This is a genomic window from Archangium sp. (assembly GCF_036388035.1).
Lineage (GTDB): Bacteria > Myxococcota > Myxococcia > Myxococcales > Myxococcaceae > Archangium.
Map to the genome: position 1 here is coordinate 1 of NZ_DASVSO010000129.1, position 13,701 is coordinate 13,701.

The window sequence follows — 13,701 nt, forward strand, 5'->3', positions numbered from 1 at the left end:
CGCGCTTCTCCTGGAACGCCCGGTCGAGCGCCGCGACGGCCTCGTCCGTGCGTGCGAACGCGAGACAGCCGCTCGTCTCCCGATCCAGCCGGTGCACCACGCCGGGCTGCGCGAGGCCCTCCACGTCGAACGGAGGCAGCCGCGCCGCCAGCAGGTCCACCACCGAGGGCACATTCCCCGAGGGCTCCACCACCAGGTCCGGCGGCTTGTTCACGATGACCATGGACGCGTCGTCGTGGAGCACGGGCAGCTCGGGGCCCTCGATGGAGCGCCTCACCTGGGCGCGCGGTGGAGCGCGCGGTGCCGGGCGGTCGAGCTCGATCTCCTCCCCTCCCCAGAGCTTGCGCGTGGGCTGGCACTTCTTGCCTCGGATGCGCACGAGTCCCTGCTCGATGAGCACCCGCGCCCGCTCCAGCGAGAGCCCGGGCACGTGCGCCGAGAGGTACTTGTCGAGCCGATCGCCAGCGGCCTCGCGGGGGACGGTGATTTTCTGGAGCGACATGGAGCCTCCCTTCTACGGCGCGGCCTTCCGAGAAACCACCAGGGACTCCAGGCATCGAGCCTGTTAGGACAAGGGGCATGGCACGCGGCATCGGTCGAGGCATGGCAGGCGTGGCGGTGGTGGCGGCGCTGGTGCTCGCCTTCAAGCTGCTGCCCGTCAACACGTGGTTGCTGACGCTCGTCGAGCGCATCCGCGACACGGGGATGGTGGGCTCGGTGCTGTACGTCGTCCTGTACGTGGTGGCGACGGTGCTGGTGCTGCCCGCCTCGGTGCTGACGCTGGGCGCGGGCTTCGCCTATGGGCCCGTCCACGGCTCGCTGCTGGTGGTGGTGGCGAGCAACCTCGGAGCGCTGGCCGCCTTCCTGCTCGGGCGCACGGCGCTGCGCGAACAGGTGAGCCGTCGCCTCGCGGGCCAGCCGAGGTTCTCCGCCGTGGACGCCGCCGTGGCCGCGCAGGGCTTCAAGGTGGTGTTGCTGCTGCGCCTCTCGCCCCTCTTCCCCTTCAACCTGCTCAACTACGCCCTGGGGCTCACCCGCGTCCGCCCGAGGGACTACGTGCTCGCGACCTTCCTCGGAATGCTGCCCGGCACGGTGCTCTACGTGTACCTGGGCTCCCTGGTGACGAGCCTCGCCCAGCTCTCGCGCGGCGAGCGCCCCGACGCCGGCCTCTCCGGGCAGCTCCTCTTCTGGGGCGGGCTGCTCGCCACCGTCCTCGTCACCGTGTACGTCACCCGCCTCGCGCGCCGGGCCCTGGACGCCACCCTGAAGGAGACCCCGACGTGAACGCCCCGCCCCTGCTCGACGGTGACGCGCACGACGCCGCCCTTACCGCCCTCACCCACCCAGCGGACTGGAAGAACCCCACGCCCTCGGGGCGCTACAACCTCGTCGTCATCGGCGCCGGCACCGCGGGCCTCGTGGCCGCCGCGGGCGCGGCCGGGCTCGGTGGGAAGGTGGCCCTCCTCGAGCGGCGCCTCATGGGCGGCGACTGCCTCAACTTCGGCTGCGTGCCCTCCAAGGCCCTCCTCGCCTCGGCGCGCGTGGCCGCCACCGTGCGCGGCGCGGGCTCCTACGGGGTGGAGGCCAGCGAGCCCCGCGTGGACTTCGCGCGGGTGATGGAGCGGGTGCGCTCGCTGCGCGCGGGCATCGCGCCCCACGACTCGGCCGAGCGCTTCCGCGGCCTGGGCGTGGACGTGTTCCTCGGAGAGGGCCGCTTTGTCGCGCCCGATGCGGTGGAGGTGGCCGGCCAGCGACTCACCTTCTCGCGCGCCCTCATCGCCACCGGAGGCCGCCCCAGCGTGCCGGAGGTCCCGGGGCTCGCCGAGGTGGGCTACCTCACCCACGAGAGCGTCTTCACCCTCACCGCGCTGCCCCCTCGGCTGGTGGTGCTCGGCGGAGGCCCCATCGGGTGCGAGCTGGCCCAGGCCTTCCAGCGACTCGGGGCCCGGGTGGCGCTCGTCAGCCAGGACGCGCGCCTGCTGCCCAAGGAGGACCCGGAGGTGGGCGAAGTGCTCGCCCGGCGCTTCGAGGCCGAGGGCATCTCGCTGCACCTCGGGGCCCGGGCCACCCGCGTCGAGGCCCAGGGCCCAGTGAAGCGCCTGCGCTTCGAGCGCGAGGGCGTGGAGGGCGCCGTGGAAGGCGAGGCGCTGCTGGTGTCCACCGGCCGCACGCCGGAGGTGGGCGGCCTGGGGCTGGAAGCCGCCGGAGTCCAGCACGGTCCTCACGGCATCGAGGTGGATGACCAGCTCCGCACCACCCAGCCGCACATCTTCGCGGCGGGAGACATCTGCTCGCGCTTCAAGTTCACCCATGCCGCGGATGCGCTCGCGCGGGTGGCGCTGCAGAACGCCCTCTTCTTCGGCCGCAAGAAGGCCAGCGCGCTCGTGATTCCCTGGTGCACGTACACGGACCCCGAGGTGGCCCACGTGGGCCTCACCTCGCGTGAGGCCGAGGCGCTCGGCGCCGTCACCCTCACCGTGCCCATGTCCTCCATGGACCGGGCCCTCCTGGACGGCGAGACCGAGGGCTTCGGGCGCATCCACGTGGACGCGAAGTCGGGCCGGCTGCTCGGGGGGACGCTGGTGGGTGCCCACGCCGGGGAGAACATCGGCGAGCTCGCGCTGGCGATGACGATGGGCCTCACCGTGGGGGCCCTGGCCACCACCGTGCTCCCCTACCCCACCCGGGGCGAGGTGCTGAAGCGGCTCGGCGATGCGTGGAACCGGCGGCGGCTCACCCCTCGGACGAAGGGTTTCCTCACCCGGTTGCTCTCCTGGCGCCGGTGATGCTCGCATGGGCCCGATGAGTCGTCCCGAGGTCGCCCTCTGTGTCTTCGCCAAGCCGCCCCGCGCCGGAGAGGCCAAGACGCGCCTGAGCCCGGCTGTTGGCGCGGAGGGGGCCGCCCGGCTCGCGCGGGCCTTCCTCCAGGACACGTGGGCGCTGGTGACACGGCTGCCGTGGGCCGCGCCGGTGCTCGCCTCCCCAGGGCCGTGGCCCGAGGGACTCCTGCCCGGCCCGGTGGAGGTGTGGCCCCAGGGCGAGGGAGACCTGGGCGCGCGGATGGAGCGCGTCCTGCGGCGAGCCCTGGAGCACCACCCGGCCGCCATCGCCCTGGGCGCGGACAGTCCGGGCCTGTCCCCCGAGCACCTGGAAGCGGCCCGAGCGGGCCTCGCGCATGCGGACGCGGTGTTCGGCCCGAGCGAGGACGGCGGCTTCTACCTGCTCGCGCTGCGGCGCCTGCCCGAGGGGGCCTTCGTGAACCTGCCCTGGAGCCAGCCCCACACGCGGGAGCACACCGAGGCGCGGCTGGTGTCGCTCGGGCTCACCGTGGCGCGCGTGGCGCCCTTCTTCGACGTGGACGTCCCCGAGGACCTCGCGCGCCTGGAGTCGGAGTTGGCCTCGGGACGACTGCGGGCCCCGGCCACCGAGGCCGCGCTCCGGGAGCTGCGGCGGTGATCTCCATCATCCTCCCCGTGCTCAACGAGGAGCAGCGCGTGGGCCAGCGACTCGCGGAGCTGGCGGCACTGGGGCGGGGCGTCGGCGAGGTGCTCGTGGTGGACGGAGGGAGCACGGACGCCACCGTGGCCCGGGCCCGCGACTACCCGGGCGTCACCGTGCTCTCCGCGCCCCGAGGACGGGCCTCGCAGATGAACGCGGGAGCCGAGCAGGCCCGGGGTGACGTGCTGCTGTTCCTCCATGCGGACGTCGCCCTGCCCCCGGATGCGCCCCGGCACATCCACACCGCACTCGAAGACCCGCGCGTCGTGGCGGGAGCCTTCAAGACGTGGACCGTGAACGACACGGGCCGCCGCTCGTGGCTCGGCCCGCTGCAGCACCTCGCGGACCTGCGCTCGCGGTACACACGACTGCCCTACGGTGACCAGGCGCTGTTCATCCGCGCCGACGTCTTCCGGCGCGTGGGGGGTTTCCCCGCCCAGCCGTTGATGGAGGACCTGGAGCTGTCCACGCGGCTGTGGCGCGAGGGCCGCGTCCGCACGGTGGATGCGTGCGTCACCGTGTCCGGCCGACGCTTCCTCGCGCGGCCGGTGTTCTACTTCCTCGCGGTGAATGGCTTTCCCCTGCTGTACCGGCTCGGGGTGTCACCGGCCACGCTGCTGCGCGTCTACGCCCACGTGCGGTAGCTCACTGCTCGCGCTGCCGGAGGCGTTCCACTTCGGCCTGTGACTCCGCGAGACGTCGCTCCAACTCCTCGCGCAGCCGCGCCTCGTCCGCCAGACGCCGCTCCGCCGCTTCGCGCAGCCGCTCCGCCTCCTCCACCTGCCGGGCCTCCTCGTCCACGCGTCGCTGCAACCCCGCCACCATCGACTCCATCCGGTCGATGAGCTCCTCGTACTCCAGCAGCATCGCGTGCCCCGCCCAGAAGCGGAGCCGCCCCTCCTCCACCTGCAGTTCCAGTCCCAGCACCTCCGAGGGGTAGCGCCCCTGTGCCGGTGCGATGGGGACGTACTCCCGCGCCTCGGGCGAGGGCAGCCGGTACGCCTCCAGCCGCTGACGGGCCCTGTCGTAGATGAAGTATTCGGGAATCCCCAACCGGGCGTAGCGTCTCACGTTGTACTCGGCGTCCTTCTTCCGGTCGCCGCCGACGTGGACTTCCATCACCCAGTCCAGCCCCTTGCCCTCGTGGCCCACCACCCACTTCTGCCGTGGATGGGACTCCGCATCGAGCACCGCCACCAGGTCCGGCGCGAAGCGGCGCTCGGCGGGGTAGTACACCGGCAGTTCCGTGCCCAGGTACACCCGCCGCCGTTGCCGGGAGAAGTACCCCTTGAGGGCCTGCAACGCGCCCATCTTCGCCTGGGAGTGCAGATCTCCCTCGGGCATGGCCATCTCGTCCCACGTCACCTCCCCGGGCAGTGCTTCCACCACCCGGGCCTGCTCCTCCTGACTCATCCGCGCCCACTCTTCCCGCGAGGGAGCCCGGGGGAAGGCCTCCTCTCGTCCCTGTTCATCCCGTGCCATGCCCGTCAGGGTGCGGCGAGCAGCGGGCCCGGTCAATCGCCCCCGCGGTGCCCATGAGCAAGCGGTGGACCATGCGACACAGGCACGCCGCTCCGAGTGAGCGGGCGTGAGCAGCGCGGCGCCTCCGGGTCTTCCAGGGGCGGAGGGCGTCCCATTCCGCGGACGCCTTTGCCCGTGCGGTGACTACGCGGCGGCGGCGAGCCGGCCGTCCGCCGAGCGATCCCAATCCTCGACCTCGTAGAGGAACTTGGAGTTGCCCACGAGCTTGCGGTTGGCCGAGGTGCTCTGCACGAAGACGACGTACTTCTCCAGGTTGGTCGGCCGGATGCGCACCGTCTCGCCCGGCGGCAGCCCGAGCATCTCGCGCGCCCGCTCCCCGCTGAAGAGGTCGCCCGTCTTGCGGTCCATCAGCACCACCTCCTTGTGGCCCTGGATGGTCTCCGCCTTCGTGAACTCGTAGAAGCCGCGGCCCGTCTTGAAGCGCAGCCCGTTCTCCAGCACGAACGCCTTGATGGCGCAGTCCTTGTCCACGTCGAGGAACTGGAAGCGGCCCGTCGGCACCGCGCGCAGGTCCGTCTCCGCGTACGCGGCCGGCGTCTCGCGCTGGAGCATGGTGTTGAACACCCGGTTCAGGCCGCGGTTCATGCGGCCCTCGCGGGACACCTCCGTCTCGTACGCCTGGAGCTTGAGGTCGCCCGACTGCTTGTAGCAGATGGCCAGCAGCGTATCGGTGATGTACGCGAACTGGTCCAGGCTCAGGTGAAAGCCGCCAGACTTGCGCGCCAGCTCCTCGTAGAAGGGCGTCGCGTGGCGGCGGTTGAGCGCCTGCACCCCGTACACCGGAATGCCCATGGCCCCCAGCGCGCCCACCTCCGCGCGCCAGTCCAGCCGGCGCGGGTTCTGCGTCGGCCCGTGCGGCACGTCGTCACCGATGAGCACGAACACCTTCGTGTAGCCCGGCGTCCACGACAGGCCGCGCGCCTGGTTCAGCACCAGCTCGTAGCACTCGGGCGCGTCTCCACCGCCCGTGGGCTCCACGCGCTCCACGAAGCGCACGATGGCGTCCTTGTCGTCCGTGAGGTCGAGCACCTTCGTGACGTAGGTGGAGCCCTCGTCGCAGTAGTCCCCGTGCGCGATGATGCCGATGCGCATGCCGGGAATCTCCTTCATGAGCCGCGCCACGGTGCCGCCCAGCTTCTTCCGGACCTGCGCGAGGCAGGGGTACATGCTGCCCGTGGTGTCGAAGCTGAAGACCACTTCCACGCGGTTGTCGATCGTCGGCGTGCTCATCGTTCTCGTCCCCTCGTTCAACGTCTTGATGGGAACAAAGATACCTGCCGGGTCTGACATGAAACCCCGCCCCAACAGGGCGTAAATGAGAGGTCCCGCCCCTCGACAAACCGCCTTGGGGCTCGCCTATGTCAGACCCCCTCGAACCGTCGCCACCAGCCGCGCCTCGTGTCTGCCTTCCTGGGTCCACCCCTCGGTGTACGAGAGGCGCTCCAACCCCTGCACGAGCCGGGGCAGCTCTCCGTCCTCCAACAGGAAGCGGGCCGAGGGATGCGCGTGCCGTTGCAGGTTGCTCTGGGTGGGCTGGGCGAAGACGAGCAGTCCTCCCGGCGCGAGCACCTGGGGAATCACCGCGAACAGGGGCCGCCACAGGTAGTTCAAGCAGAGCACGACCTCGAAGGGCCCGGGCGGGAGCGGCTCGCGCTCCACGTCCAATCGCTGGCACCGGAGCGCCACCCCCGCCTCGCGCGCGGACTCCGCGGCCCGCTCGAGCGCCACATCCGAGATGTCCACCAGGGTGACGTCCAGGCCCCGCCTCGCGAGCCAGAGCGCGTCATGTCCGGGCCCGCCCGCCACCTCGAGCGCCCGGCCCGTGCGCGGGAGCCGAGCCTCGAGCGACTGGAGAAAGCGGGAGGGCTCTCGGGCCTCCACCTGTCCTTGGTAACGGGCATTCCACCTCTGCCGATCTTCCTCAGCCATGGCACCTCCAGCGCGGGGACGACCCGCGAGAACCCGGAAGGATGCCATGCGAGCGGCGGGACGACCCCTGGGTTCGATGCTCGCGGGTATGGCAACCCACCAGGGCCCGGGCGCCTCCCCTGAGGAGGGCTCGTCCCTTCGGGCTCCATGGCATGCCCGGATGGGCATGGTGGGTTCAATCCTGGAATCAATACCCTCCCGTCTGCGGGCCAGAGGATGAGGGGTCTGCCCGGAAGGAAGGTGCCGTTTGCCCCACCAGATGGTCCATGGCGTTCCTGGAGACTGGGAAGCCAAGGGGGAGTGCCAGCTGGCGGAAGAAGAAGTCGAGCCGCAGCAACTCGCCCTGTTGATGTTGACCCAGGGCGAGGGCGGCCCCGTTGCTGGTCTGAACACCCGGGGACACATCCAACTCTGGAGCCGGGACGCCCAGCAACTGACCGGGCATGTGGAGGCGGACGTGCAGGGCGAGCCCCTCGGGGCCCTCTACCCGCCGGATGCACGCAAGCTGGCCGAGCGAGCGCTGCGGCGGGCCATGCAGGAGGGGCGCAGCGAGGAGGAGGGCTGGCGGGTGAAGCGGGACGGCACCCGCTTCCGGGCCCGCCAGGTGCTCACCGCCCTCCATGACCCGAATGGCCGGCTGGTGGGTTTCGCCTGCGCCCTACGCTCCGTGGAGCCGCAGGGCGCGGACGCGGAGCGGCAGCTCAGCCAGGAGCAGGCCGCGCGCGCGCGCATCGAGACCATCCTGGAGCAGCTCTCCGACGCCTTCCTCGTCGTGGACCGGGAGCAGCGGCTCTCCTTCGTCAACCACCGGGCGACGGAGGTGCTGCGCAAGCCCCGGGAGCAGCTCCTGCGCCAGCGGATGGCGGAGGTGTTCTCCGCGGACGAGCACGTCCCCCTGGTGCAGGCCACCGGGCGGATCCTCGACGGGCAGACCTCCGCGGACTGCGAGGTGAGCCTCGATGGAATCTGGTTCGCCTGTCATCTCAGCGCCGCCGGCGAGGGCGTCTCCATCTACCTGCGCGACAACATGGAGCAGAAGCAGGCGGAGCAGGTGCATCGCCGCCTGACGTCCATCTTCGAGGCCACGCCGGACATGGTGGGCATCGCGGATGCGCAGGGGCGGGGCCTCTACCTCAACCGCGCGGGCCGGCGCATGGTGGGGCTGGGCGAGAAGGAGGACGCCAGCGCCTGGCGCCTCGCCTCGGCCCATACGCCCCGAGCCGCCTGGCGCCTGCTCACCGAGGGCGTGTCCACCGCGGTGCGCGAGGGCTCGTGGACGGGAGAGACGGCCCTGCGCACCCCGGACGGCCGGGAGCTGCCCGTCTCGCAGGTGCTCCTGGCCCACCGGGACACGAGCGGCCGGCTGGAGATGCTCTCCACCATCATGCGGGACATCACCGACCGCAAGCGCTCCGAGGAGGCCCAGCAGTTCCTCTCCGACGCGAGCCGGGTGCTGGTGGCCGCGCTGGAGTACGAGGCCACGCTGCAGAGCCTCGCCCGGCTCATCGTCCCCCGCCTGGCGGACCTCTGTCTGGTGGCGATGCTCGAGGGCGATGAGCTGCACCGCGTCGCCATGGCCCACAAGGATCCGTCGCAGGAGCCGATGCTGGCCTACCTCGAGCGCCTGAAGGTCCACCCCAACGCGGCGGTGGGCGTGCAGGCCGTGGTGCGTACCGGCAAGCCGGAGCTCGTCCCCGAGGTGACGGACGCCTTCCTCTGGGCCACCACCGACAACGACGCGTACTACTCCGTCCTGCAGCAGCTCGGCTGGCGCTCGACGCTGACGATTCCGCTCGTCGCGCGCGGGCGGACGCTGGGCGCCTTCATCCTCGCCTATACGGACTCGGGCCGGCGCTATGGGCCCGCGGAGCTCGTGCTGGCCGAGGCCCTCGCGGCCCGTGCCGCCCTGGCCATCGACAACGCCCGGCTCTACCGCGCCTCGCAGCTCGCCACGCAGGCGCGCGATGACGTGCTGGCCATCGTCTCGCACGACCTGCGCAACCCCCTCAACGTCATCTCGCTGGCGGCCAACCGCCTCCAGCGGCCCCAGTCACCGCAGGACGCGGAGGGGTTGCGCAAGCAGGTGGAGGTCATCCGGCGCTCGGCGGACCGGGCCGTGCTCCTCATCCAGGACCTGCTCGACGCGACGAAGATGGAGGCGGGACGCTTCACGGTGGCGCAGCTGCCCGAGGAGGTGACGGGGCTGCTGAGCGAGGCGGTGGAGCTGCACCGGCCGCTCGCCGAGGCGCGCTCGCTCCAACTGGAGTGCCAGCTGGACGCGAGCGTCCCGGCGGTGCTCGCGGACAGGGGCCGGGTGCTGCAGGTGTTCTCCAACCTCATCGGCAACGCCATCCGCTTCACGCCCGCGGGAGGCAGCATCACCCTGTGGGCGCGGCAGGAGGAGAAGATGGTGCGCTTCTCCGTGGTGGACACGGGGCCGGGGATTCCCCCGGAGCACCTGCCGCACCTCTTCGAGCGCTTCTGGCAGGCCAAGGAGGGCGCTCGGGAGGGCGCGGGCCTGGGGCTCCCCATCGCCCGCGGCATCGTCGAGGCGCACGGCGGGCACATCCACGTGGAGAGCACCCTGGGACGGGGCACCACCTTCACCTTCACCCTGCCGGTGGCGGAGCCGCACTAGGCCGCCGTCCGGCGGGGGTTTCACCTCTAGAAGAGCGTGTCGGCGAGCTTCGCCCGCGTGTCGCCGGTGAGCGCGGTGAAGCGCATCACCCGCTCGCTCCCGCGCCACACCTCGAGGGTGCGCGGCAGCATCTCGCCCGTGGCCGGCGAGGTGTAGTCCAGGAAGCGCACGTCCCATGCCGTGCCCTTCCCGTCCTTGTAGCGCAGGCGCGCCGGCCGGAAGCCCTCCTTGTATACCCAGAACTGCGGCTTGGCCTCGCCCGGCGTCCCCAGCACGTACACCACCTCGCCGTCGAAGCGGCCCAGCGACGTCGTGCGCGGCTCGATGCCCAGCGAGCGCAGGTGCGCCTCCAGCACCTCGCGCCCCTCCACCGCCGAGTCCGCGCGCATCGCCAGCAAGGCGCACACCTGTTGAATCGCCTCGGACAGCGCGGGAATCTCCGTACCCTCCAAGCGCTTGCGGCCTCCGGAGGACACCGAGGCCACCGTGTTGCCCTCCACCGCCTTCGCCTCGAAGCGGCAGCGGCTCGGCAGCTTCAGCAACACCGAGCCGTCCGCCTCCAGCTCGGGACGATCCGCCGGCAGGCCCAGCGCCGCCCCGGCCTCCTTCACCCCCGGCCCGTAGAAGTGCAGCGAGCCGTCCGCCTTGAGCGTGAAGAGCTGAAGCTCCTCCCGCCCCCCCACCATGCGGCGCATGATGGAGCCCCCGGGCAGCACGTAGGCGCCCGCGCTGAGCGCCGCCAGGACTCCGACGAGGAGGACGGTCCGCTTCACGGCCCTACCCCTCCGGACCCCGAGTGTCAGGGTATCGACGATCCGCGGCCGTGCCTGGGGGACGGCCTGGGTGGGAAGGGGCTCTCTCGTCGCGAAGGGGGTGGACATATGGGGCGCCGAATCTAGTGATGGCCCACCCCTCCATCAAGGCAGTTAGGATGCGCGCCCCATGTGGCCTCGCCTGACGCTCCTGCTCGCCCTCGCCTTCCCCGTCCTCGCCCAGGCCCAGGAAGTCGCCGCACCCGACCTCTTCCGCAAGCCCCGCGCCGAGGACCTGAGGGATCTGCAAAGCGCGCGCGGCTACGGCATGGGGGGCGCCTGGAGGGCCCTGGGGCTCGGCGCCGAGGCGGGCCTCGGCAACCCCGCCGCCCTCGCCGCCTTCCGCACCTACCGCGTCGAGCTCACCGGCGCCTGGGACTGGGTGGGCCAGGACGCCTCCGGGATGGTGGCCGTGGCGGACTCGTCCACCAGCGCGGTGGCCGCCGGGGTGTCCTATCAGCTCGTCTCGCTCGGCAAGGGCGTGGAGCGGACCACCGCCCACCTCAACACGGTGGCGATGGGAATTCCCATCGCCAACAGCTTCCTCATCGGCGTCTCCTCGCGCTACCTGCTGATGCGCGGGGCCCGGCAGGCCAACGCCATCACCGGAGATGCCGGCATCCTCTTCCGCCCCAGCGAGGCCATCTCCCTGGGCGTCTCCGCCCACAACCTCATCAACACCCGCAACCCCGAGCTCACCCGCTACTACTCGGCCCACGCGGGCCTGCTCGCGGGCCTGCTGTCCGTCGCCGCCGACGTGCGCGCGGACTTCGAAACCCACAGCCGCACCACCCTCACCTACAGCGGCGGCGTGGAGTACGTCTTCGGGCAGAGCTTCCCCGTGCGCGCGGGCTACACCTGGGATGGCTTCACCCGCTCCTCGCAGCTCGGCGCGGGCATCGGCCTGATGACGCCGGGCGGCGGCCTGGACCTGTCGTACCGCCACGACATGGGGGGCGAGAAGGGAAAGCTCGTCGCCCTCACCTTCAAGGTACAGGTGCGCTGAGCCTTCAGCCGCGCAGCGGGAGGTAGCGCTCGGAGGCGGCGAAGCGCACCAGCTCCGCCAGCTCCTGCTCGCTGGACTTGAGGGCCCGCATCGCGGCCACGGCCGGCCCCGGGCCCCCACAGGCGACGAGCCCCGCGCGGTTGGCCGAGTGGCGCGCGGCCTCCGCGAGCGCCGCGGCATCGAAGTCCTGCTGGGCCGACTCCAGCAGCACCCGCGCCCGCTCGTGGGACTTGGGATGCAGCGCATCGCGCACCACGCGGGACTCGGGGCCGAACTCCGTGCCACCACGCAGCACCGAGGCGAGGATGGCCACCGCGCGCAGGAGCTGGTCCTTCTTCAGACAGCGCAGCGCGAGCAGGTCCGGCCCGAGGCCCGACAGGGCGCGCCCGGCGAAGAAGCGCAGCTCCGACTCCGGCAACACCTGACGCAGCGCGAGCCGCCCCACCAGCAGGCGCGGAGCCCCCGGGTGGATGAGCGTGAAGGGCGGGCCCTCGTCCTCGGAGAGGAAGATCTCCGGGAGCGGGGCGTCGAGGATGCGCGAGACGGACAGCAGCGCGTCCATCGCGGCCCGGGCACCGGGGCTCGAGTCCGGACGGAACGGCTCGGAGGAGCCGGCGGCGCGCCCGAAGGTGGGGAAGAGGCGGCAGAGGGCGAGGCCCACGGAGGCGAGCAGCTCGCCCGCCGGGTTGCGCAGCCCGGGGTGGCGCAGGCCCGCGCGTTCCTCGGGGGTGAGCGTGCGACGCGGGGGACGGGGTACCGCGTCCTTCTCTCCCGCCAGGGCCGAGGCCACCTCGGCCATCAGCGCGGCGCGCGCCGTGTCACTCCGAGCCGAGAAGAACGCCGACAGCTCCCGGTAGGCGCTCGCATCGAGCGGTTGCTCGCGCACGCGCTCGAAGGCGGCCGGACGGGTCTCTGTCGGGGCCGGCGCGGGTTTCGCGGCTGGAGCCACGGGGGCGGCCGGAGCAGCGGGCGCGGCGGGAGTTGGAGCGACGGGCCCACCGCGGACCCGGCGGCGCGCGGGGTCCATCTTTCCCGGAGGCGCCTCCCAGGCGATGACCTGCGTGCCCTCCACCTGAAAGGGAGCGGAGGGCGGCTCGGGAGCAACGACAGGAGCGGGCTCCGGAGGCCGCCGGCTCGCGGAGGCGGGCTCCCGGGGCAACGCGGGCGAACGGCCCGCGGAGGCGGGCTCCCGGGGCAACGCGGGCGAACGGCTCGCGGAGGCGGGCTCCCGGGCCAGCGAGGGCGGACGGCTCGCGGGGGCGGCCTCCTTTGCGGGCGCCTCCTGGTTCCAGGTGGGGGCGAACTCGCCGATGGCCGGCAGCTCGAGGACGGTGGGCGCGGACGCGGGCGCGGCGGGGCGCGGCTTGGGCGTGAGTTCCACCTCACCGGGAGGCGGGATGAGGACGACGGTGCGAGAGCCGCTCTGCTCCTGCTTGGGGATGGCGCTGCGCGGCGGCTCGGGGTGAAGCGCCGGAGCCTCGCGCTCGGCGATGGCCCTGCGCAGGTTCTCCGCGCGGTTGGCGTACACCTGCGTGCGCGCCGCGTCCCCAAGCACCTCGCGGCAGAAGCGCGCGAGCCGCTCCCAGGTGCCGAGGCGCTCGGTGTCGTCCTCGGTGGCGGTGGCGGCGTGCTCCAGGGCCCACGCGGCCTCGCCGTGCTGCTGGAGCGCGATGAGCCGGTCCACGAGGAGCAGCCATGCCTCCTTGTGGCCGGGCTCGAAGCGGACCGCCTGACGCAGCTCGGCGAGAGCGGCCTCGCGGTCGCCCAAGGCCTCCAGCGTGGCCACCAATTCCAGCCGGAATCCGCGCGCCACCAGCCCGCGCGGCTCGCGGGCGATGCGGGCCCGGAGCAGTCGGCTCAACCCGGCCTTGTCCCCGAGCTGCCTCGCCAGCTCCAGGAGCCGGTCCCGTGCGAGGACGTCCTCGGGGTTCTCCGCGAGCACCTCGGACCATGCCCAGTGGGCGAGCCGCGCGTCGGTGATCGAGCCTCCGGCGCTCTCCGCGAGACACCGCAGCCCCTCCAGGCGGAAGGGCGTGCGACGGGGCGCGGCGGCGAGCGCGACCCGCAGGCGCTCGACGGCCCGGGGACGATCCGCGTCGGCCCCGCACCGCACGAGCCCCATCAGGGCCGGGAGCGAGCCAGGGGCGAGGCCCTCGGCGGCCTCGAAGTCCGCGCGTGCGAGGGCCCGCTCGCCGATGGACAGCAGCCGCTCGCCGCGAGCCAGGAAGGCGGAGGCACGGGCCCGGGGGTTGCTCGCGCGCTGCACCGCCTCGTCG

12 protein-coding genes are annotated in these 13,701 nt (G+C 72.5%); 6 read left to right on the top strand and 6 right to left on the bottom strand.

All coding sequences use genetic code 11. From position 1 onward, the window contains the following. Positions 1-502, bottom strand: a 502-nt coding sequence (locus tag VF697_RS05760; RefSeq protein WP_331092480.1) for a pseudouridine synthase, incomplete at its 3' end; no start/stop codon positions are given. A 77-nt stretch (positions 503-579) separates the two neighbouring features. Here VF697_RS05760 and VF697_RS05765 point away from each other — a divergent pair. The 4 genes from VF697_RS05765 to VF697_RS05780 are packed head-to-tail and all read left to right on the top strand — an operon-like array spanning position 580 to position 4,142. After that, a complete protein-coding gene (locus VF697_RS05765; protein ID WP_331092481.1) occupies positions 580-1,284 on the top strand; it encodes a TVP38/TMEM64 family protein in 705 nt (234 codons plus the stop codon). Then, on the top strand, positions 1,281-2,786 hold the full coding sequence (locus VF697_RS05770) for a mercuric reductase (RefSeq protein ID WP_331092482.1): 1,506 nt from the start codon (positions 1,281-1,283) through the stop codon (positions 2,784-2,786). The genes VF697_RS05765 and VF697_RS05770 overlap by 4 nt, the downstream gene beginning before the upstream one ends. Positions 2,787-2,802: 16 nt before the next feature. Next, a complete protein-coding gene (locus tag VF697_RS05775) occupies positions 2,803-3,456 on the top strand; it encodes a TIGR04282 family arsenosugar biosynthesis glycosyltransferase (protein WP_331092483.1) in 654 nt (217 codons plus the stop codon). Further along, entirely contained in the window at positions 3,453-4,142 is a 690-nt protein-coding gene (locus tag VF697_RS05780) for a TIGR04283 family arsenosugar biosynthesis glycosyltransferase (RefSeq protein ID WP_331092484.1), read from the top strand. Before VF697_RS05775 ends, VF697_RS05780 begins: the two co-directional genes overlap by 4 nt. Position 4,143: 1 nt before the next feature. On the opposite strand, the gene VF697_RS05785 is transcribed toward VF697_RS05780, so the two are convergent. From VF697_RS05785 to VF697_RS05795, 3 genes are all read right to left on the bottom strand, one after another. Further along, positions 4,144-4,980 (bottom strand): Uma2 family endonuclease, encoded by an 837-nt coding sequence (locus VF697_RS05785; protein ID WP_414641245.1) that lies wholly within the window; start codon positions 4,978-4,980, stop codon positions 4,144-4,146. A 183-nt stretch (positions 4,981-5,163) separates the two neighbouring features. Beyond that, complete coding sequence (locus VF697_RS05790; protein WP_331092486.1) at positions 5,164-6,270, bottom strand: hypothetical protein; 1,107 nt, start codon at positions 6,268-6,270, stop codon at positions 5,164-5,166. A gap of 126 nt (positions 6,271-6,396) precedes the next feature. Continuing rightward, positions 6,397-6,969, bottom strand: a complete 573-nt coding sequence (locus VF697_RS05795; RefSeq protein ID WP_331092487.1) for a class I SAM-dependent methyltransferase — start codon at positions 6,967-6,969, stop codon at positions 6,397-6,399. A gap of 247 nt (positions 6,970-7,216) precedes the next feature. Between VF697_RS05795 and VF697_RS05800 the strand changes: the two genes are divergently transcribed. Continuing rightward, positions 7,217-9,607, top strand: coding sequence for an ATP-binding protein (locus VF697_RS05800; protein WP_331092488.1), 2,391 nt, complete (start codon positions 7,217-7,219; stop codon positions 9,605-9,607). A 26-nt stretch (positions 9,608-9,633) separates the two neighbouring features. Here VF697_RS05800 and VF697_RS05805 read toward each other — a convergent pair whose 3' ends face one another. Continuing rightward, the gene (locus tag VF697_RS05805) at positions 9,634-10,380 is read right to left on the bottom strand and encodes a hypothetical protein (protein ID WP_331092489.1); all 747 of its coding nucleotides are present in this window, start codon (positions 10,378-10,380) and stop codon (positions 9,634-9,636) included. A gap of 169 nt (positions 10,381-10,549) precedes the next feature. Between VF697_RS05805 and VF697_RS05810 the strand changes: the two genes are divergently transcribed. Beyond that, positions 10,550-11,425: a hypothetical protein gene (locus tag VF697_RS05810; RefSeq protein ID WP_331092490.1), complete on the top strand. Its 876-nt coding sequence runs from the start codon at positions 10,550-10,552 to the stop codon at positions 11,423-11,425. A gap of 4 nt (positions 11,426-11,429) precedes the next feature. On the opposite strand, the gene VF697_RS05815 is transcribed toward VF697_RS05810, so the two are convergent. Continuing rightward, on the bottom strand, positions 11,430-13,701 hold a 2,272-nt coding region (locus VF697_RS05815), incomplete at its 5' end, for a tetratricopeptide repeat protein (protein WP_414641246.1).

Bases quoted from the DNA above. Each gene is read 5' to 3' on its own strand.
- VF697_RS05765 (WP_331092481.1), top strand. From the start codon at position 580: ATGGCACGCGGCATCGGTCGAGGCATGGCAGGCGTGGCGGTGGTGGCG.
- VF697_RS05775 (WP_331092483.1), top strand. From the start codon at position 2,803: ATGAGTCGTCCCGAGGTCGCCCTCTGTGTCTTCGCCAAGCCGCCCCGC.
- VF697_RS05785 (WP_414641245.1), bottom strand. From the start codon at position 4,980: ATGGCACGGGATGAACAGGGACGAGAGGAGGCCTTCCCCCGGGCTCCC.
- VF697_RS05790 (WP_331092486.1), bottom strand. From the start codon at position 6,270: ATGAGCACGCCGACGATCGACAACCGCGTGGAAGTGGTCTTCAGCTTC.
- VF697_RS05795 (WP_331092487.1), bottom strand. From the start codon at position 6,969: ATGGCTGAGGAAGATCGGCAGAGGTGGAATGCCCGTTACCAAGGACAG.
- VF697_RS05810 (WP_331092490.1), top strand. From the start codon at position 10,550: ATGTGGCCTCGCCTGACGCTCCTGCTCGCCCTCGCCTTCCCCGTCCTC.